The organism is Methylobacter sp. BBA5.1 (assembly GCF_000746145.1).
GTDB lineage: Bacteria > Pseudomonadota > Gammaproteobacteria > Methylococcales > Methylomonadaceae > Methylobacter > Methylobacter marinus.
The window spans coordinates 1-21,739 of the sequence record NZ_JQKS01000025.1 but is presented as its reverse complement, the minus strand read 5'-3'; the positions used below and the strand labels follow the sequence as shown (position 1 = coordinate 21,739).

Sequence of the window (21,739 nt, the reverse complement as noted above, 5' to 3'; positions counted from 1 at the left end):
GTCACCTCGTTAATTTAGCCTATGAATAAAAAAATCCCTTTAATCATAATACATCCCTTCCAAACTGAGGCAACCCCATTGATGCGTTTTCTTGCATCGCGCGTTCCCGCAAAATCTCTTCAGCGCCCGTGCTGTTTTGACCGGTAGGATTTGTTTATCAGCGCGGTTAAAAATTTTTCTGTTTCCAGCGGTAAAGCCCTGTAGCGCTGTAGAGTATAGATTGCGTACCTTACGACTGATATTATCCCTATCTTCATGAACAAGCGTTCACCGGACGCTCATTCTCATAGGCGCGGCAAGCGGACGGCGGCCGGATCGCGGCCGAAGCGGCGCCGGCACCACCACTGGAAGTGGTCCAGATACAGATACACGACCGGCGTCGTGTACAGCGTCAGCATCTGGCTGACGATCAGGCCGCCGACGATGGAAATGCCCAGCGGCTGGCGCAATTCGGCTCCGTAGCCGGTTCCGAAAGCCAGCGGCAAGGCGCCCAGCAATGCCGCGAAGGTCGTCATCATGATCGGCCGAAAGCGCATGAGGCAGGCCGTGAAAATGGCATCGTGCGGGTTCAGGCCGTCATTGCGCTCGGCATCGAGGGCGAAGTCGATCATCATGATGGCGTTCTTTTTCACCAGGCCGATCAGCAGGATCACGCCGATCAGGGCGATGATGCTGAATTCGATTCCGAACGCGAGCAGGGCAAGGATCGCGCCGACGCCGGCCGACGGCAGTGTGGACAGAATGGTCAACGGATGGATATAGCTCTCGTACAGGATGCCCAGCACGATATAAATCGCGGTCAACGCGGCCAGCACCAGCCAGGGCTGGTTGCTCAGGGATTGCGCGAAGGCCTTGGCCGTGCCCTGAAAGCCGCCTTGTATCGAATCGGGCACGCCCAGCTGATTCATCGTCTCCTCGATGGCCTGGGTGGCCGCCGACAGCGAGGCGCCGGGCTGGAGATTAAACGATAGGGTGGCGGCGGCGAACTGGCCCTGATGGTTGACGGCCAGGGGCGCATTGGTTAGCTCGTAGCGGGCGAAGGCGGAAAACGGCACCTGCCTGGCGGTCGGCGACTGCGGGCCGGGCGGCACGCTGACGTACAGGTTTTTCAGCGTGTCCGGATGCCGCCAGTATTCGGGCGCCGCTTCCATGACCACATGATACTGGTTGAGCGGCATGTAGATGATCGATACCTGGCGCTGGCCGAAGGCGTCGTACAGCGTCGAGTCGATCAGGTCCAGGCTGACGCCCAGGCGCCCGGCGGCGTCGCGATCGACGACCAGGGAAACCTGCTGGCCTTTTTCCTGCTGGTCGGTATTCAGGTCCGCCAGTTCCTGGCGTTGCGCCAGCGCCCTCTGGATTTGCGGCGTCCAGGCGCGCAGTTCGGCGAGGTCTTCGGCCTGCAGGGTGTATTCGAACATGGCCGCCGAGCTGCGCGCGCCGATGCGCAGGTCCTGGACCGGCCGCAGGAACAGGCTGGCGCCCGGTTGCTCGGCAATACTGGCGCGCAGGCGCTGCATCAGCTGGTCGACGCTCAGCCGGCGCTCCTCCAGCGGCTTGAGGGTGACGAACATGCGCCCGGTATTGCCGGTGCTGGTGAATCCGACCACGTTCTTGACTTCGGCATCCTGCAGCACGGTCTTGGCAAAATCGATCAGTTTCTGCTGCATGGCGGGCGATGAAATGCTCTCGTCGGCCCGGATGGTGCCCGCCAGCCGGCCGGAATCCTGGATCGGAAAGAATCCCTTGGGCACGATCACATAAAGGTAGACATTCAGGACGATCGTGCCCAGCAGCAAGGCCAGCATCAGCGGCCCGTGATCGAGCGACCAGCGCAGCGTCCGCTCATAGCCGGCGAGCAGGCGCTCGAACTGCCGCTCGCTCCAGTGATAGAGCCGGCCGTGCTGTTGCTCCCCGGCGCCGGTCAGCCAGCGGGCGCAGAGCATCGGGGCCGTGGTCAGCGACAGCAGCAGCGAGATCAGCACCGCCGCCGACAGCGTGATCGCGAACTCCCGGAACAGGCGGCCGACGATGCCGCCCATCAGCAGAATAGGGATGAACACGGCGATCAGCGACAGGCTCATCGACAATACCGTGAAGCCGACCTCGCGGGCGCCCTTGATGGCGGCCTGATGCGGCGGCAGGCCTTGCTCGATATGACGCGAGGTGTTTTCCAGCACCACGATGGCATCGTCCACGACAAAGCCCGTGGCGATGGTCAGCGCCATCAGCGACAGATTGTTCAGGCTGTAACCGAACAGATACATGACCCCGAAAGTGCCGATCAGCGACAACGGCACGGTGATGGACGGAATCAAGGCCGAACGCAGGTTACGCAGGAACAGGAACACGACCAGGACCACCAGTCCGGTGGCGATCCACAGCGACCGCTCCACCTCATGCAGCGACGCGCGGATGGTGCCGGCCCGGTCCATGGGCACAGACAGGTCGATGGCCTGCGGAATCGAGGCCTTGAGTTGGGGCAGCAGCGCCCGGATCCGGTCCACCGTCTCGATGATGTTGGCTTCGGGCTGTTTTCTCAGTATCAGCAGCACGGACGGCTTGCCGTTGTAGATGCCGGCATGGCGCAGGTCTTCCACCGAGTCGACGGTTTCGCCGATGTCGGCGATGCGCACGGCGGCGCCGTTGCGGTAGCTGACGATCAGCGGCAGATACTCCTTCGCCGTGCCGATCTGGTCATTGGCGTAGATCTGCCAGTGCCGGCCGGCGTCCTCGACGGCGCCTTTCGGCAGATTGGCATTGGTCGCGGCGATCGCGGAGCGGACATCCTGGAAGCCGATGCCGTATCGGGTCATGGCGTCCGGATTGAGTTCCACCCGCACCGCCGGCAGCGAACTGCCGCCGACGTCCACTTGGCCGACGCCCGGAATCTGGGAAATCTTTTGCGCCAGAATGGTCGAGGCGGCATCGTAGAGCTGGCCGCGTGTCTGGGTTGCCGAAGTCAGGGCGATGATCATGATCGGCGCGTCGGCCGGGTTGACCTTGCGATAGCTGGGGCGGCTCGGCAGGTTCGTGGGCAGCAGGCTGCCGGCCGCGTTGATCGCGGCCTGCACGTCCCGCGCGGCGCCGTCGATGTCGCGGTCCAGATCGAACTGCAGGTTGATGCGCGTGGAGCCGGTGGTGCTCTCCGAGGTCATTTCGTTGATGCCGGCAATCCGGCCGAGAGCGCGCTCGAGCGGCGTGGCCACGGTAGCGGCCATGGTCTCGGGGTTGGCGCCGGGCAGCTGGGCGCGCACGGAAATGGCCGGGAAATCGACCTGCGGCAGCGGCGAGACCGGCAGTTGCAGAAAGGCCGTCAGGCCGGCCAGCGCCAGCCACAGCGTCAGCAGCGTGGTTGCCACGGGGCGGGCGATGAAATGCGCGGACAGCCCTGTCATGGCCGGGCCAGGCGCCGGCTCAGCCGGTCGAAGGCCAGATAAATCACCGGCGTCGTGAACAGCGTCAGCATCTGGCTGAAAATCAATCCGCCGACCATGGTGATGCCCAGCGGATGGCGCAGCTCCGACCCGACGCCCGTGCCCAGCATCAGGGGCAGGGCGCTGAGCAGCGCCGCCATCGTCGTCATCATGATCGGCCGAAAGCGTAGCAGGCAGGCCTGGAAAATCGCCTCGCGCGCGGGTTTGCCTTCCTTGCGCTCGGCCTCCAGGGCGAAGTCGATCATCATGATGGCGTTTTTCTTGACGATGCCGATCAGCAAAATGATGCCGATGATGCCGATGATGCCCAGGTCGGTGCCGGACAGCATCAGGGCCAGCAGGGCGCCGATGCCGGCCGACGGCAGCGTCGACAGGATCGTGATCGGGTGGGCATAGCTCTCGTACAGCACGCCCAGCACGATATAGACGGTCACGATCGCGGCCAGGATCAGCCACAGCGTGTTCGTGAGCGAGGCCGTGAAGGCGCGCGTGGCGCCCTGGTAACTGCTCTGTATGCTCAGGGGCAGGCCGATGTTCCGCTTGGCGGCCTCAATGCTGTCGATGGCCTCGCCGAGGGCCGCGCCGGGCGCCAGGTTGAAGGAGATGGTGGCGGCCGGGAACTGGCCCAGGTGATTGATCAGCAGCGGCGCCGAGCGCTCGGACAGGCTGGCAACGGCGGGCAGCGGCACCTGCGTATCGTTGGCGGAGGCGACGCGGATGTCGTCCAGGGCCGCGGGACCCTTCTGGAACTCGGGCTGGACTTCCAGCACGACGCGGTACTGGTTCGACTGCGTGAAGCTGGTCGAAATCAGCCGCTGTCCGAAGGCGTTGTACAGGGCGCTGTCGATGGCCTCGGTGGTGACGCCCAGGCGGCTGGCGCTGTCGCGGTCTATCGACACGAACACTTGCAGTCCCCGGTCCTGAACGTCGCTGGTTACGTCGGCCAGTGCCGGCTGGCGCGACAACTGCTCGACCAGGCGCCGCGTCCACCGGTTCAGTTCCCCGGGATCGACCGCTTCCAGCGTGAACTGGTACTGCGTGCGGCTGACGCGGTTTTCGATGGTCATATCCTGCACCGGCTGCAGGTACAGCGTGATGCCGGGCACCTCGTTTAGCTTTGCCTGCAGCCGCCGGATGACTACCGAGGCATTGACGCCGCGCTCGGCCAGCGGCTTCAGGGTGATGAGGAAACGCCCGCTGTTGAGTGTGGGATTGGTGCCGTCGACGCCGATGAACGAGGACAGGTTGTCGACGGCCGGATCGGCCAGCACCACCTCTGCCAGGGCCTGCTGGCGCCGCGCCATGGCTTCGAAAGACACGGTCTGCGGCGCTTCGGAAATGCCCTGGATCATGCCGGTATCCTGCACCGGGAAGAAACCCTTGGGCACGATGACGTACAGGAACACGGTCAGCGCCAACGTCGCCAAAACCACCAGCAGGGTGAGGCCCTGATGGTTCAGCACCCGGGTCAGCATCCTGCCGTAGCCGGCCGTGATCCTGTCGAAGTACCGGGCGGTCTTTTTTTCCGCGGCCGGGCGCAGAATCTTCGCGCACATCATCGGCGTCAGGGTCAGCGAGATCACGCCGGAAAGCAGAATGGACACGGCCAGAGTGATCGCGAATTCGCGGAACAGGCGCCCGACCACATCTTCCATGAACAGCAGCGGGATCAGCACGGCCACCATGGACAGCGTCAGCGAGATGATCGTGAAATCGATCTGTTCCGAGCCCTTGAGCGCGGCCTGCAGGGGCGCTTCACCCTTTTCGAGGTAGCGGGTGATGTTCTCGACCACCACGATGGCGTCGTCGACGACGAAGCCGGTGGCGATGGTCAGCGCCATCAGCGTCAGATTGTTGATGCTGAAGCCGGCCAGATACATGAAGGCGAACGTGCCGACCAGCGACAGCGGCACCGCGATGCCCGGAATGGCGGTCGCGGAGGCGTTGCCCAGAAACAGGAAGATCACCAGCACCACCAGCGCCACGGCCAGCAACAGCTCTGTCTGCACATCCCGCACCGAGGCGCGGATGGTGATGGTGCGGTCGCTCAGCGGCATGATTTCCAGGGCGCTGGGCATGGCCGCCCGCAACTGGGGCAGCAGCGCCTTGATGCGGTCCACCACCTCGATGACGTTGGTGCCGGGCTGGCGCTGGATATTGACGATCACGGCCGCCGTGTCATTGGCCCAGGCCGCCAGGCGCGCGTTTTCGGCCGCGTCGCTGACCTCGGCGACATCGGACAGGCGCACCGGCCGGTCGTTGCGGTAGGCGATGATGACCGGCCTGAACTCGGCCGCCGAGCGGAGCTGGTCGTTGGCATCGATGGTGGCCGCGCGCGTCGGCCCGTCGAACATGCCCTTGGGGCGGTTGACATTGGCGTCGACAATGGCCGCGCGCAGGTCTTCCAGGCTCATGCCGTAGGCTGCGAGCGCCGTGGGGTTGGCCTGGATGCGCACGGCCGGGCGCTGGCCGCCGCCGATGCTGACCAGGCCGACGCCCGGCAATTGCGACAGCTTCTGCGCCAGGCGCGTGTCCACCAGATCCTCGACCCGGGTCAGGGGCAGCGTCTTCGAGCTGACCGCCAGGGTCATGATCGGCGCATCGGCCGGATTGACCTTGCTGTAAATGGGCGGCATCGGCAGGTCGGACGGCAGAAAGCTGCTGGCCGCGTTGATGGCCGCCTGCACTTCCTGCTCGGCGATGTCGAGGCTCAGGTCCAGGTCGAACTGAAGCGTGATCACCGATGCGCCGCCCGAGCTGGAGGACGACATCTGGTTGAGCCCCGGCATCTGGCCGAACTGGCGTTCCAGCGGCGCCGTGACCGACGAGGTCATGACGTCCGGGCTGGCGCCGGGATACAGCGTGACGATCTGGATCATCGGATAGTCGACCTGGGGCAGGGCGGAGACCGGCAGCGCGCGGTAGGCGACGATCCCGACCAGCAGCAGCGCCGCCATCAACAGCGAGGTGGCGACCGGGCGCAGGATGAACAGACGGGACGGGTTCATGGCGCCGGCGCCGCCGGTTCGCGCGTGCTGATGTCGACTGTCGCGCCCTCGCGCAGCTTGTCGGCGCCATCGACCACGACCTGTTCGCCGGGTTCCAGTCCCTCGAGCACGGCGATCTTCTCGCCCTCGGCGGGGCCCAGTTTCAGCGGCCGCACGCTGACGGTCTTGTCTTCGTTCACGACATAAACAAAGGTGCCTGGCGTGCCGCGCTGGATGGCCGCGGCCGGCGCGATCGTGACATCGTGCAGCGTGTCGGCGACCAGCCTGGCGTTGACGAACTGGTTCGGAAACAGGGCCAGGTCCTCATTGTCGAACTGCGCCTTGAGCTTGATGGTGCCGGTCATCGTGTCGATCTGATTGTCCACGGCCAAGAGCTTGCCCCGGGCCAGCCTGATCCGGTCCGACCGGTCGTACGCTTCTATCGGCAGGCTCTCGCCGGTGCGCAGCCGTTTCATGACGGCCGGCAGGTCGGTTTCGGGCAGGGTGAAGACGACCGTGATCGGCTGGATCTGCGTCAGCACGACCAGGCCGGTCACATCGGAGGCCTGCACGATATTGCCTTGATCGACCAGCCGCAGGCCCAGGCGTCCCGCGAACGGGGCCGTGATGCGCGTGTAAGCCAACTGCAGCCTGGCATCCGCGATCAGGCCGCGATCCGTTTCCACAATGCCGCGATATTGCCTGACCAGGGCTTCCTGCGTGGCGGTCTGCTGCGCGGCGATGGAATCCTGATCCAACAGGGTCCGGTAGCGTTCCAGATCGATCCGGGCGTTTTTCAACAGCGCTTCATCGCGCAGCAGTTGGCCCTCGGCCTGCATGAGCTGGGCCTTGAACGGGCGGGGATCGATTTCCGCCAGCAGATCGCCCGCGCGCACCGTCTGGCCTTCCCGGAACGCGACGCGGATCAGTTCGCCGTCGACGCGCGATCTGATCGTCGCGGTATTGAGCGCCGTGACCGTGCCCAAACCGCTCAGATAGATCGGAAAGTCGCCCTGCAAGGCGGTTTCCGCCACAACCGCGACGGCGGACAGGCCGGGTTTGCCCGGCTTGCCACCGTCATGCTGTTGCGGCTGGGCCTTGTAAGACTTGAACAGATAGGCGGCGGCGACGATCGAAAGAAGGACCGCCAGCCCGATCAGAAGCGGCTTTGAGCGACGCGAATTCATGATGGTTTTAATGGGGTGCTTCCTGGGATTAAAAGGATAAAAGTCTCAATATTACTGGCGGACGGACGAGATGCAAGAGCCAGGGCCCAATCGCAACAATTTTTCCGCCTGCCCGATGTAACGGCATATCGCTATAGGCAATTTCAATGCGGACAGGCCCGAAAATCGGAGTGCGCTTGGCTAGGTAGTTATACCTATTCTTTTTCTATTTACTTTCAGGCTTAATGTAGTCATTTACTTGCAATTGAAATAACCCTAAAAAATTAAATGAATTATTGTTCTGTGTTTCTGTCTGGAACAGGCATACAGAACAATAATTTGACCAGAAAAAGCCGGCCAGCCCGTCATCGTTAACTCAAGCAAGGATGAAGCAAGTTCACATCCTGAAGCATGGCGAGACTTTGCCGGATTTTGCCAAAGAGAAAAACAGCATCGCATGGGGTGATGTTTTGGCCGTGTTTGAAATCGGCGAATGCCGGATGGCTGTCCTGCGGAGCATGGCAGGCTTTGGACCGCGATCGCGTATAAAAAAGCGCTCAAATTTTAATCGACGCCTTCCCGCGTAGTTCTCAGTAGTAATTGCTTGTAAAGCCTATGAAACATTTCTGTCGTTCATTTAAACCTCTCCCTGTTACCACCTCATCGTCGTGAAACGATGGGTTTTAGCGTAAAAATGACCGCATCATGCCCGAAATCACTCTATTTCCCCAAAAGTTATGCCTCAAGTAATTGATTTAGAATCAAAATCCAATCAACCGCTGAGCGCGCCGAAACTGGGCAACTACGTTGTTACCGAAAAGCTCGGGGAAAGCCTGCAGGCCGTGGTGTTCAAGGGCTACCACAAGCACGTTCCCGACCAGCCGCTGGTTATCAAGCTGCTGAAGCAGCTGTCGAGCTGGGATGACCAGTCCCGGCATCTGCGCCAGAAAATCGAACGCCTGAAAGTGCTGCACGATCCCCGTGTGTCCACGCCGCTCGCCCTGGAATCCTACGGCGAACTGCAATTTATAGTCCAGCCCTGGTTCGCCGGGCAACCGCTGAATGGTTGGATGAAACAACAGGACAAGCTCGATCTCAACGATTTTTTCACCCTGGCCTGCACCCTGGCCGATACGCTGCAGGCGGTACACGATGCCGGCATTACCCACGGCGGCGTCAAGCCCCACAATATTCTGCTGCAGCCGGGAACGCTGACCCTGCGGCTGACCGATTTCATCACCCCGCTCGACATTCGTGACGTCAGCCATTTTATCTACGATCCGGAATTCGTGCGCCATACCCTGGCTTACACTTCGCCGGAACAGACTGGCCGCATCAATTACAGAGTGGATTTCTCCACCGATTTGTATTCTTTGGGGATCGTGTTTTATGAACTGCTGACCGGCCGGCTGCCGTTTTTTTCCAGCGACCCGCTGGAGCTGATCCATTCGCATCTGGCCGAGGAAGCGCCTAAAGCCAATCAGATCAAGCCGAGTATTCCCCGGGCCCTGGCCGATATCATCGCCAAGCTCACCGTCAAGCAGCCGGAGAAACGTTATCAGAGCACCTCGGGATTGCTGGCCGACTTGATCCGCTGCAAGAATGAATACGCCGCCAACGGTTACGTGTCGGCATTTACGGTGGGCCAGTACGACCGCAGCCGCCGGGTTGTTTTTATTTCGAAAATGGTGGGCCGCCAGGCCGAAAGCGAGCTGATACAGCAGCAATACCGGGAGGTCATCAGCGGCAAGTTCCGCTCGGTCTTTATTTCCGGCCTGTCCGGCATCGGCAAAACCCGGCTGATTCAGGAACTGCAAAAGCCGCTGGTGAAAAATCGCGGCTACTTCACGTCCGGCAAATTCGACCAATACCAGAAAAACATCCCCTACAGTTCGCTGATCCAGGCCTTGCGCAATCTGATGCGCATCTTTCTGACCGAAAGCGACGGGCGGGTGCGGCAGTGGCGGAGCAAAATACTCGAGGTCGTGGGAAACAGCGGCAGCGTCATCATCGATGTCCTGCCGGAACTGGAATTCATCATCGGGCCGCAGCCGGAAGTGCCGCACCTGCCGCCGGTGGAGGCCCGCAACCGTTTCAACAACCTGTTCGGCCGGTTCCTGGCCTGCCTGGCCAGCGAGGACAATCCGCTGGTGCTGTTTATCGACGACTTGCAATGGTGCGACAGCGCCACCTTCGATTTTCTGCAGAACCTGTTCGAGAACCATCATGAGCATCCCTTTCTGTTTTTCATGGGCGCCTACCGGCACAACGAAGTCGACGGCAGCCATCCGCTCAGCAAGCTGATCCGCAAGATCCAGGAAAACCAGAGCCCGTTCGCGCAAATCCGCGTGGAGGCGCTGAGCGATGCCGACTGTCACGAGATGGTGGCCTATATTCTTAATTCCACGTTGGAGACCACGGCCTCGCTGGCGGAATTCATCGCGCATCTCACCGAAGGCAACCCGCTGTTTGTCAGCGAAAGCCTGGCCTGGCTTTATAACGAGAATCTGCTCAATACCGACGCCGAGCAGCACTGGCACTGGGATATCAAGCGGATTCGCGACACGCGGATGCCGACCTCGGTGGTGGAATTGTTCAGTTCGAAGGTGGGAAAACTGCCTTTGAAAACCCTGTATATCCTCGACCACTGCGCCTGTATGGGCAACCGTTTCAGCGTCGAGGATGTGGCGCTGGTGCTGAAGATGCGCATCGAACAGCTGTTTGAGGATTTGAAGCCGGTCCTGAATCTGGGCATGCTGCTGGAGAATAAATCCGATTTGCAGTTCGTGCACGACCGGGTGCAGGAAGCGGTGCTGCGCCAGGTCAACCCCGAGGACCGGCCGGCCATCCACTGGCGTATCGGCAATCGCCTGCTGCAAGCGATACCGGCTGGAACCGACCTGGAAACCCTGGATAACCTGTTTACCATAGCGGCCCACCTCAACCTGGGCCGTCCGGCCGATATAAGCCATGAACTGGCGTACCGGCTGGTCGACATCAATTTCCGTGCCGGCAACAAGGCGCTGGATGCGCTGGCCGGCGATGCCGCCAACGAATTTTTCCAGAAAGCCCACGACTATCTGCCGGATGATTGCTGGCAACAGGCTTACGAGCTGACTTTCCGCATTCATCAACGTCTGGCCAAGACAGAACTGATGTGCGGCCGTTACGAAAAATCCGAAGTGCTGCTTAATCATCTGATCGAATACGCCGCCAGCGACCTGGACAAAGCCGAAGCCCTGGCGGAACAGACCACCTCTTTGTCGTCGTTCGGTAATTTCAACAAGGCGATAGCGACCGCCAACCGCGGCCTGGCCTATTTCGACAAATCGATTCCCGAGCAGCCCGAGACGGCCAATCAGCGGATGCTGGACCTGATGGCGGATATCGAATGGCAAGGCGACGTCTGGACCACTATCCTGAACATGCCTTTTACCCAGGACCGGAAAAGCAAGATCGAACTGGCGTTCTACAGCGAGCTGATCCCCGATCTCTACATGTCCGGCCTGGTTCCGCAGCTGTATCTGTCGGCGGCGCAATCGACGCTGCATTGCCTGCACGGCGGCATGGATGAATCGGTGATTTATTCGTTTTCGATCATGGGCCTCAATCTCGGCGAGCAGGGCAAGTTCGAACAGGCCTTCCTGTACCAGGATCTGGCGCACGACCTGTGCGAAAAACACCCCAACACCTTTGGCGCCACCCGGGGCATGAACGGCATCGTCTGGTGCAACATGCACTCGCGCAGCCATCCGGCCGAGATCGTCGATTACAGCCATAAAGCCATACAGTGCGGCAAGAATTGCGGCGATCTCTATAACGCCGGCCTGTCCTACGGCCCGTTGATGTGGAATCTGCAGGTGCAGGGCAAAAACCTGCGCCTGGTTGAAGAAGCCGCCGAGGAATGCTTGCATTTTTCCCGCAAGAACCAGCTGTCGTTCTCGGTCGGACTGGCCGAAGCCGTGCTGGCTGGCTGGGTAGGGCCGATGAAACCCGATTACCAGCCGGTGGACATGACCGAAACGCTGGCGCGCTGGGAAACCGACAATTATGTTGCCGCTTCGGGCAGTTATTTCGCGCTGCTGGGGTTTGCCCAGCATTATCTGGGCGATTACGCCGCGGCGGCCGTATCCTTGCGAATGGTGGAACGTTATCTGCACGGTTTGACCGATAACGTGCTGAAACGCCTCTGGTATGTGTTCCGCATCGTCAATCGCCTGCGTTGGCCGGAAGGCGCCGACGGGCCGGCGCTTGAAGCGGAAATCGCGCCGCTGCTGGCGGAATTGGAAACCTGGGCCCGCCTCGGGCCGTTGCTGCAACCTTTTCTGGCCTTTGTGCATGCCGAGATCGCCCGCGCCCGCAACCAGATGCGCGAGGCTCGCAACCTGTACCTGGATGCCATCGCGACCGCCCAGGCGCAAAACTACGGTTTTCTCGCCGGTCATTTGTATGAAGCCCTGGCCGAGGTGGTGGCCGCCGGCAAGCTCGGCGATGCCCAACTTTACTACTGCGCCGCGCAACGCATCTACCGGACCTGCCGCGCCGATCGCAAAAGCGCGCTGTTGCGGCAGCGTCACCCCGAAACCGACTCGGACTACATCGCGCGCGCCGATAGAGCCGATAGCCCCGATGTGTCGGACACGCTGCCGAATCTCGACTTCAATTACCTGATGAAATCGGCGCTGGCCCTGTCGGCTGAAGTCGACCTGAACCAGCTCATGCAGAAAATCATGAGCGTGGTGCTGGAAAGCTCGGGCGCGCAGCATGGCTATCTGCTGATCAAGGAAGCGGATGAACTGCTGGTTGCCGCCGAAAGCCATGTCGGCAGAAAACACATCGTTAACCGCAAGCATCTCAGCCTTGACCAGTTCCGCGGCATCATCAGCCGCGCCATCGTCAACTACGCGTTGCGCACGCGTAAAAAAGTGCTGCTGCATGACGCCTTGGCCGAAGGCGAGTTTCAGAACACGCCGGAAGTCCAGGCGCTCAAACTGCGTTCGGTGCTGTGCCTGCCGATCATCAAGCAGAACGAACTGATCGGGTTGCTGTATCTGGAAAACCGGCTGTCGGCCGGCGTCTTTACCGCCGAAAAAACCGACATGACCGAACTGTTGACCGCCCAGGCCGCGATTTCCCTGGAAAACGCCCGGCTCCTGGAACAAACCCGGCAGGCCTACACCAAACTGCAGGAAAATCAGGAGCACATGCTGCAGATGGAAAAACTCTCGGCGCTGGGGACATTGGTGGGCGGCGTGGCGCATGAAATCAACAATCCGCTGATGGGCGTGATGAATTTTGTCGAATTCGCCGGCAGCCGAAGCAGCGATGAAAAATCGAGGGAAGTTCTCGATCAGGCGCTGCAGCAGATTCACCGCATCAAGAAGATCGTCAGCAACATGCTGGTATTTGTCCACAGCCGATCGACCCCCAGTGACAACTGCCGGATCACGGAGGTCATCAGGCAGAGCCTGCTGCTGCTGGAAGGCGAACTGGGCAAGCACGGCATAGCCGTCGAGGTCGATGCCGCCGATGATTTGCCGGCCATCCACTGTAGCGCCGATAGTCTGCAGCAGATCCTGGTCAATCTGATCATTAATGCCCGCGACGCGCTGGTCGACAGCGCGCAACCCCAAATCAGAATCTCGGCCCGGTCCATGGAGGGCATGCTGGAGCTGAGCGTGGCCGACAATGGCCACGGCATTCCGCAAGAGGTGCAAAGCAAGATTTTCGACCCGTTTTATACCACCAAGCCGCCAGGAAAAGGAACCGGACTGGGCCTGTCGGTCATCCGCCGCCTGGTTCAGGACGTCGGCGGCACGATACAGGTGGAAAGTTTACATGAACACGGCTGCTGCATGCGGCTGCAATTTTCCTATGTTTGAACATTTAGATTCCAATAATCAAGAGACCCACCAAATGGTAAGTAAAATTCTGGTAATAGACGACGATCCGGCAGTGCGCGGCGCCTTTAAACTGATTCTGGAAGACGACAACTTCGAGGTTCGCGAAGCCGAGAACGGTTTGCAAGGCATCGAACTGACGCTTGCCGAACGTCCCGATCTGATTTTTCTAGATCTGCGCATGCCCGGCATCGATGGCGTGGAAACCCTGCGTCGGCTGAAAACCATCGACAAAACGCTGAATGTCTATATCGTCACGGCTTTTGCCAGCGAGTACATGGAGCAGCTGAAAGACATTCATGAGCAAGGCTTTCAGTTCGAGCTGGCGAGCAAGCCGCTGTCTTCGACGCAAATTCGCAATATCGCCCAGATTGTCCGTACCGCCAAGTTTCAGGAACAACGGAACGTAATGCAGCATAAGCTGGTGTTAACCTTGTATGTGGTATCGTTGAACAACGAAACCCGCGCGCTGGTCGAGCAGATCTCGACCGCGCTATCCAAGCTTTACGATCCGGGACAATGGGTTCTGGATGTCGTCGAAGTGCTGGGCATGCCGGAAAAAGCGCTGGAAAAAGACGTATTTGCTACGCCGATGCTGGTGCGCGATGTGCCGGAACCGGTGCTGAAACTGCTCGGCGACCTGTCGCGCGTCCCGTCAGTCATCGCGGCCATTACCACCCAGGCTAAAGGCATAGGTGTACAAACCGTCATCGTTTAAGCAAACTAACCCATCATGGCCACGCACCTTTCCAAGCTCGACCTGATTCTCGAAACCATTACCGACGGCGTTTTGGTTGTCGATAGCGGCGGCGTCGTACTCTATGCCAATCACGCCGCCGAGATCCTGCTGGCGCGCAGTCCGATAGTCGGCCAATCGCTGGCGATTCCGGTCAATCCCAATAAAAACAGCCATCAGGACATTAATCTGATCCGTCCGGACGGCCTGGCCTGGGCGGAAATGCGTTCCGCGCCGGTGGAATGGGACGGGCAGCCCGGCTACGTCATCGCCTTGCGCGACATTACCGAGCGCAAGCATATGGAGATGGAGCGGCAAAAATTCGTGTCGCTGGCCGGCAACAGCATGGAATTCATCAGCATGTGCGATATGAATTTCAATTCATTCTACATCAACGAAGCCGGCATGCGCCTGATCGGTCTGGACAGTGTGGAGCAATGCGGCCAAACGCCGATCGAGGAATTTTTTTTCCCCGAAGACCAGCGCTTCATCATTAATGAATTTTTCCCGCGGGTGTTGCGCGACGGCCACGCGGACGTGGAAATCAGGTTCCGCCATTTTAAAACCGGCGCCGCCATTTGGATGATCTATAACGTGTTTTTCATCAAGGACAGTACCGGCGAGCCGGTGGGTATCGCCACCGTGAGCCGGGATATTTCCGAGCGCAAACAGGCCGAGGCGGCCATGCGCGAGGCCGACCGCCGCAAGGATGAATTCCTGGCCATGCTGGCCCACGAATTGCGCAATCCCCTGGCACCGATCAGCAACGCGGTGCACATCATGAAGCACTTCAGTCTGGACAAGAAGCGCCTGGCCTGGTGCCACGATGTCATCGGTCGTCAGGTCGAACACCTGGTGCGTCTGGTCGATGATCTGCTGGATGTTTCGCGCATCAGTCGCGGCAAGATCGAGCTCAAGAGGGAACTCCTGGAAATCTCGACCATCGTGCAACGGGCGGTCGAGACCAGCCAGCCGTTGATGGAGGCGCACCGTCATGAATTTTCCGTGCACCTGCCGCCTGAGCCGGTCATCGTCGAAGGCGATCTGGTGAGGCTGTCGCAAGTCGTCTCGAACCTGATCAACAATGCCGCCAAGTATACCGACGAAGAAGGCTGCATAACGCTGACCGTGGAACGAGGCGACAACGAAATCTTCATCCGGGTCCGCGACAATGGCCGAGGCATTGATCCTTCGGCGCTGCCCGGCCTGTTTCAGCTGTTCTATCAAGTGGACCGGACCATCGACCGCTCGGAAGGCGGCTTGGGCATCGGTCTGGCGCTGGTTAAAAACCTGGTAACGATGCACGGCGGCGAGGTCTGGGCCATCAGCGAAGGGCGCGGCAAGGGCAGTGAATTCGTCGTCCGGCTGCCTTGCCTGCCGCAAGCGCCGGACGTGCCGGTTTTTTATCAGGCCGGCGTTAAGCCGACCGAGGGCTCATTCCGTATTCTGGTAGTGGACGATAACCGCGATGCCGCCCAGAGTCTGTCCCTGCTGTTGAACACCGTGGGGCATGCCGTAAGCGTGGCCTATGACGGCCACGCGGCGCTGGAAACCGCGCTGGCTGAACGGCCGGAGGTCGTGCTGCTCGACATCGGCCTGCCGGGCATGGACGGTTACACGGTTGCTCGGGCGCTAAGGCAACATCCGGGCCTGGAAAAGACGCATCTGATCGCCCTGAGCGGCTACGGCCGGCAGGTGGATCGAGAACAGGCGAGGAAAGCCGGATTCAACGGTTATCTGACCAAACCGGTCGATTTTGATGAACTGCAGTGCGCCCTGACCCAGCCATCATTTCCGGTGCAGGTGCCCGGTTAAGCCCGTCTTTAAACCGGATGCCTGGAGCCACATCTTTATTTGTCATGTAAAAAGGAAAATATGAATACATACCGTTGGAATGCCAAGGATTACGAAAGAAACTCACAAGCTCAACAAAAATGGGCGAGAGAACTGATTGCGAATCTGGATTTAAGAGGTGGGGAGGCTGTTCTTGATTTAGGTTGCGGCGATGGAAAAGTAACGGCGGAAATCGCCCGGCTAGTGGCCGGGGGCTCGGTGGTCGGCATTGATAACTCAAGGCAAATGATAGCGCTGGCAAAGGAGACCTATCCTCATTCCAGACATCCGAATCTTTCGTTTCAAGTGATGGATGCCAGTGATTTATCGTTTGCGGAATGCTTTGATGTGGTGTTCTCGAATGCCGTGCTGCATTGGGTCAAGAACCATCAGCCTGTTATTGAAGGCTTGTATAAAAGCCTCCGGACGGGAGGGAAAATTCTCCTGCGCATGGGAGGCAAAGGCGATGCCGAAGGAATCATTTCGGCTATTGACGAGGTTAAAGTTTCGCATGAATGGGCACGATATTTTACCGGATTCGAATTTCCTTACACGTTTCCCGGTGTCGAGGAATATCGAGCCCTATTGACGGAATCGGGATTTTCCATCAATCATGTTGAGCTCATTCCCAAGGATATGACGCATGATGGTAAATCAGGACTGGAAGGCTGGATTCGAACCACATGGCTGCCCTATACGGGGCGGATTCCCGAGGAAAAAAGGGCGGCGTTTATCGAAGAGGTTTGTTCGGGATATCTGGCGAAAGTGCCGCTGGCAGCGGATGGCCAGGCGCATGTGGCTATGGTCATGATTGAAGTCGAAGCGGAAAAAACCGCATGACGATCACTATATCGTCAAGGGCGCGTTCGTTTACGGGCTGAACTGTACTCGTTTCGCGCTCATACCGGGCTTGCACATGACATGCCGCGCTCAAAGCTCGGTATGGGGTCCCACGGAGGACCGCTCGCCGTTATACACAAGTATCGGTAAACTTGCTAAACAGAGTTCGTCGTATACCTGGAAACGGTGCTGTTTGATAAATCCGCGGACATTGAACATCAGTGGCTTCGAAATCGCGACGAAGGCGTCGCTCCCACAAGGGGGCGGATGCTCTGTGGGAGCGATCCCCGGATCGCGATTTCGAAGTCGGGAACGTTGGGCGACAAAAAAGGGTATCGAAGCCTCACTGGCTAAGATTGCAAAACAGTAATTTTTGACTTATGTAGTGCCTGACCGAGAAAGCTAAAAACATAAAAAACTGGCGGAACGCACGGCTAAGTTTTAAACAGAAATAGGCTGACGACTCGGGACAACGCGCTTAAAAGTATAAAATTCGACAACAATTGGCAATCTTACAAAATTCCAGGCGCAACATGCCTGTCATTGAGGCCAAAACGGTTAAAAAAATTTAGGCAGCGAGCTTTTGCCGGCGCTGTCGCTGCCGTTCCCGTTCGCGGGCTAACCGTTCGCGCTCAATGTCGCGCTTGATCTGCCCGATTTTTTGAATATTCCGCGACACCACGGCTAAGGCCACGTAGCGTTTGAATCCCTCTATACCGTGGTCAAGGCATTTGTCCAGGCCATGCACTTCCAGTGCGTTGATGCATGATTCGACCGCGGAATGCGCCTTTCGTGCGGCAACGAAAGCCTCACTCGTCTCGCGCTCTTCATCTTTTGAGGACCACTTGCCTTTTTTCGGCAACGTCACTTGGTCAAGCAGGGCTTTAAGGTCGGTTTGGTTAGCAGGGTTGTGGAAGCCCTTGTCAAAGCTACAGGCCTTAAATGAAGGAAATTGTGTTTGCGTCTCTTTGACCATGAGCACGGCCATTTGGTCATCGGTTTGTTTTTCCATAACGGCGTGGTGCAGGATAAAACCCTCCCGGCTTTCCACTACCACCACACGCAAGCCAAGCTCAACCGGCACCCCCGCTTTGCCTTTGGAAATCCATTCGGTGTGCGGCTCGAACAGGGAGAACACTTTTTCGTCATGCGCGATGGCTTCGCCTTTCATCACGCGGTGCTCGATTTGATCGATTTGGCGTTTGGCGTGGGCAATGAAATGTTTGGGCTTCGTCAGTTGCAGTTCGCCAACGTGGTGTTGGCTTCCCAGCTGTTCGATGGTTTCTTCCACACGTTTCAGGGTCGTGGCTGACAAATCAATGAAGGTTTGATGCGCCTGAGCGATTTGTTCGGCTTTGGCTTGCTTTTTGGACTCGTCCTTTGATGTGGAATGTTTGAGCTTTTGTATGATCCTTAGGGATTTTTTGAGCTTTTTCAAACCGCTTTTATATTGCCGCCAGCCTTTAAGACCCAGCTCTTCGCTAAACCGGGCGCAAATGTGCGGCAAAACACGCAGGGCATCGTAAAGCAAGCTGATGTCGGTTGGAAAATGCACATCGGTTTCAACGACGAATGAGTCACAACGACCTGCGACGGGTACGGGACTGTTTTTTTTTCCGAGCAAGGCATAACCCGCCTCGACCACGGCCTGGTTGATACGCGCTAAAATGTCCGGAGTAAACAACTGAAGATTATCTTTAAGGGTTTGCAGGGAAAATAGCTTTTCATCCCAATCGGTGATGCCCAGCATGAGCCGCAAGGTCCGGTGCTGGTTGGCCAATTCGTGGATGCGGTCAAAATCAGCATTCAGGCACAGGCGCAAGCTGCCCAGCACCAGAATGGTCCACTGATTCATTCCAGGGCATCCCAACTCCGCTGAAACCGGCTTAGCCTGACCGTCTACAAGTTGCGTTGGCAGTATGTCCTTAATGATTTCAAAGACTTTTTCTCTTAAGTCATCGGTGCAATAAATGTGTTGGAGGCCTAGCAGGATGAGAGGAATGTCGTCCCGTGAGCGCACATCAATTTTTATGTCCGCGATGTCGATTTCGCCTAAGGCTCGTTGGGCTGGGAATGTGTCTCTCATGAGCTTTTCCTGAGTTTTGTGCAATTTGGCAGTCTTGGCCCTGTTGCTTTTTGCTGGGCATTTTTTATTGACTATATGTTTCAATAGCTTGAATGATTTTGCCAATTACCGCTTTCTCGGCAAAGCTATCATCTTCGCGGGAGATATTATACTATAACCTATTGTTAAATATATATTATTATGCTTTTCGGTCAGGCACTATGTATAACGATGAGCGGAGGACCGTGGGAACCAGGGACGCTCGCTACTCGTCGGTTACGCGCAGGAGTTCAGGTAATCCGCAAATTCAGGTGCCAATGTCTCATTTCGGCCTGTCCTGGCTTTTTTGTTGTTCCGCCGCATGCCGTAATTGTTGCCGTAATTGCTCCGGCAGTGTGTCCAGGCCGTCACAGGTTTCCGGCGCGTCCAGTACCCTAAGCAGGGCGGCCGCCAGACCATAATCGGCTTCCTTGGCCGTGGCGTTTTCCAGCGCGCGTCTTGTAATGCCCGGCGCAATTGACGCATCGGCACAAGCCAGCTCGATCAATTTCGGGTGCAGTACATGGGTACGATAGGCATTAAGACGCGACGGATCAGCGTATTCGCATTTCAACAGGGCTCGGCTGTCGCTGTAGCAGCCTGTTCGGCTGGCCGCCTTGCCCGGCAGCATGCCAGTGTCGGCATGCGTCATGCGAGCCTCGAAGGCCCTGAATTTTTCCGTGTCCAGTATTTGCCTGAGAGCCGTTTCCAACTTACGCTGTTGCCGCTCATCCCAGCCCGTCCATGACGCGTCGACGATGAACACCCCGTCGAGACGGGCTTCCGACCAGTCGCTTCCTTGCAGTTTCACCTTACGCAGCGCCGCGCCCTGCAGTTCCGCCATGGTCAAGTCCGCCGCCTGCAAATCCGCGTGGACCAGATCCGCGCCCTGCAAATTCGCCTTGCGCAGGATGGTGCCCTGCAATCGTGCACCGCGTAAATCCGCGCCCTGCAGTTGCGCCCCGCGCAAATCCACGCCCTGCAGATTAGCGCCGCGCAGATCGGCGCTTTGCAGCCTTGCCCAGCTCAGGTCCGCCCCTTGAAGATCCGCCCCGCGCAGATCCGCGCCCTGCAGATCCGCCTCGGTCAGAACCGCGCCTTGCAGTTGCGTCCCGCCCAGGATCGCGCCCTGCAGTTGCGTCTTGTCCCAGCCGACCACGCCCTGGAGTTTCGCTTTTAGCAGGACCGCACCCTGCAGTTGGACATGCCGAATATCCGCCTTGGGTAACACGGCCCCATACAAATTGGCGAAGCGCAGGTCGCGATTTTGTAAATTAAGGCCGTCGAATTCCTGGAAAGCCGCGTCACGAATTTCTTTATCCGGATCTATCGCACGCGTCAACAGCGACAGGGAAACCTCTTTCGGCACCAGACGGGCTTCCCTGAGATTCAGATTGCGTGGAAAAATACCCCAGTCAAACCACGCGCAGGGGCCAAGCATGACCTGAAGAATAAAAGCATCGGTCTTTTCAGCCTGCTCTAAGGAAGTACAGGAAACGACATCATATTTGTGGGCGGCAACGCTCAGCCATGACTCGGGCACCCTTCGGATCAGCCAGTCTTCGAAATAGCCGGGAGCCTCTTCAGGCGCATTATCTTGAAGGCTGTCTTCCGCCGGGAGATAATACGTCCGTACGGTAATGCTGCCGGGAACCAGCGCGATAATGCTGAGCAAAACGACTAACGGTACCGAAACCAGCAGGATAACCATGCCTTTGGGTTCGATTTCGGGGTGCCGCACGGGGTGAGGGGGTAGTTCACGCCAGCGACGGTTCGGCCAGTGGCGCTGAATCGATCGCACTAGTTTATTCCAGCCGAAGGTTGCTGAATAGCGAAGCAATGAAGGCCAATAACCCAGCAGCTTGAAGGTGAGGTTTTGCCACCATTCGCTAGCCCTGTCCTGGGGCGAGGCGATCAACGGCCACAGGCCAAGCAGCATGGCGGCATCGGTCCAGACCGCGAGGCGCTGAGACCAGGTGATGGCTTCGTCGTGAAAGGGCAGAAAGCGGATCTGGGCCGCCAGTAATATAAATAAAGGCAAGGCAATGATAGTGATGCCAACGACCAGGGACAGCAGCCAGCGGACCAGCCAGACATCGGAGCGCCCTACGATGAGGTGCGTGAACGGGAAGATGAACAGGCGATCGCGTATTTGCTGCCCGGCAGGCGTATCAGGCAGGTCATTGTCCAGGTTCCAGAGTTTGTTGGAAAGCAGCTCCAGTTGCATGAGCAGGTTGAAATGCAACAGGACTAGCATCCACGGCGCGAAGGAGTAAAAGGTGGTCAGCGGCAGTTCCACGTTCAAAATCGGCAGATTGACCGGGCTGATGCGAAGCAGGTCTTCATGCGTGGTCCCCCAGACGATGACGCCGAGATAGGCGGCGAACGCAATAAACGCGACATGGAGTGCCGCCACTGTCTGCGATGCGGAATTGGCCGCATCGAGCAGTTTCTCGATATGCGGCGAGGTGGGCGCATGGGGCGGCGATGCAGGGCTGGACATGGCGGTTAACCCGAATTGCGATCGTTTGGTGATTTTCAGTATAAATCAGCTGAATTGATTCTTCTATTATGAATTGAAAGTTAAAAACGGATTGTGCCGTCCGTTGTTAAACACACTGGCCAGAGCGTTTATTCATTAGCCGGAAACATTACCTTCAGGCATGCGTCGCCATGAAAACAAGCCATTCACTGACCGGCAGTGCGCCAGAGATATTCATAAATCCGGTAGGGTAC

General features: G+C 58.5%; 10 protein-coding genes. 5 read left to right on the top strand and 5 right to left on the bottom strand.

What is annotated here, in order from left to right:
- Nucleotides 1-284: 284 nt before the first annotated feature.
- The 3 genes from EK22_RS15555 to EK22_RS15545 are packed head-to-tail and all read right to left on the bottom strand — an operon-like array spanning nt 285 to nt 7,611.
- Nucleotides 285-3,398, bottom strand: a complete 3,114-nt coding sequence (locus EK22_RS15555; RefSeq protein WP_036252488.1) for a multidrug efflux RND transporter permease subunit — start codon at nt 3,396-3,398, stop codon at nt 285-287.
- Entirely contained in the window at nt 3,395-6,445 is a 3,051-nt protein-coding gene (locus tag EK22_RS15550) for an MdtB/MuxB family multidrug efflux RND transporter permease subunit (RefSeq protein ID WP_036252486.1), read from the bottom strand. Before EK22_RS15550 ends, EK22_RS15555 begins: the two co-directional genes overlap by 4 nt.
- Complete coding sequence (locus EK22_RS15545; RefSeq protein WP_036252484.1) at nt 6,442-7,611, bottom strand: MdtA/MuxA family multidrug efflux RND transporter periplasmic adaptor subunit; 1,170 nt, start codon at nt 7,609-7,611, stop codon at nt 6,442-6,444. The genes EK22_RS15550 and EK22_RS15545 overlap by 4 nt, the downstream gene beginning before the upstream one ends.
- 365 nt (nt 7,612-7,976) lie before the next feature.
- Between EK22_RS15545 and EK22_RS15540 the strand changes: the two genes are divergently transcribed.
- The 5 genes from EK22_RS15540 to EK22_RS15520 all read left to right on the top strand — a co-directional run bounded on the left by EK22_RS15540 (nt 7,977) and on the right by EK22_RS15520 (nt 16,899).
- The gene (locus EK22_RS15540) at nt 7,977-8,177 is read left to right on the top strand and encodes a hypothetical protein (protein WP_036252482.1); all 201 of its coding nucleotides are present in this window, start codon (nt 7,977-7,979) and stop codon (nt 8,175-8,177) included.
- Nucleotides 8,178-8,327: 150 nt separating this feature from the next.
- On the top strand, nt 8,328-13,472 hold the full coding sequence (locus EK22_RS15535) for an AAA family ATPase (protein ID WP_036252481.1): 5,145 nt from the start codon (nt 8,328-8,330) through the stop codon (nt 13,470-13,472).
- 34 nt (nt 13,473-13,506) lie between these two features.
- Complete coding sequence (locus tag EK22_RS15530; protein WP_036252558.1) at nt 13,507-14,208, top strand: response regulator; 702 nt, start codon at nt 13,507-13,509, stop codon at nt 14,206-14,208.
- 15 nt (nt 14,209-14,223) lie between these two features.
- The gene (locus EK22_RS15525; RefSeq protein WP_036252479.1) at nt 14,224-16,041 is read left to right on the top strand and encodes a hybrid sensor histidine kinase/response regulator; all 1,818 of its coding nucleotides are present in this window, start codon (nt 14,224-14,226) and stop codon (nt 16,039-16,041) included.
- 60 nt (nt 16,042-16,101) lie between these two features.
- Nucleotides 16,102-16,899, top strand: coding sequence for a methyltransferase domain-containing protein (locus EK22_RS15520; RefSeq protein ID WP_036252469.1), 798 nt, complete (start codon nt 16,102-16,104; stop codon nt 16,897-16,899).
- A gap of 568 nt (nt 16,900-17,467) precedes the next feature.
- Here the strand turns inward: EK22_RS15520 and EK22_RS15515 are convergent.
- Both EK22_RS15515 and EK22_RS15510 read right to left on the bottom strand, forming a co-directional pair.
- Entirely contained in the window at nt 17,468-18,985 is a 1,518-nt protein-coding gene (locus tag EK22_RS15515) for an ISNCY family transposase (RefSeq protein ID WP_036252557.1), read from the bottom strand.
- A 301-nt stretch (nt 18,986-19,286) separates the two neighbouring features.
- Nucleotides 19,287-21,506, bottom strand: a complete 2,220-nt coding sequence (locus EK22_RS15510; protein ID WP_036252467.1) for a pentapeptide repeat-containing protein — start codon at nt 21,504-21,506, stop codon at nt 19,287-19,289.
- Nucleotides 21,507-21,739: the final 233 nt, after the last annotated feature.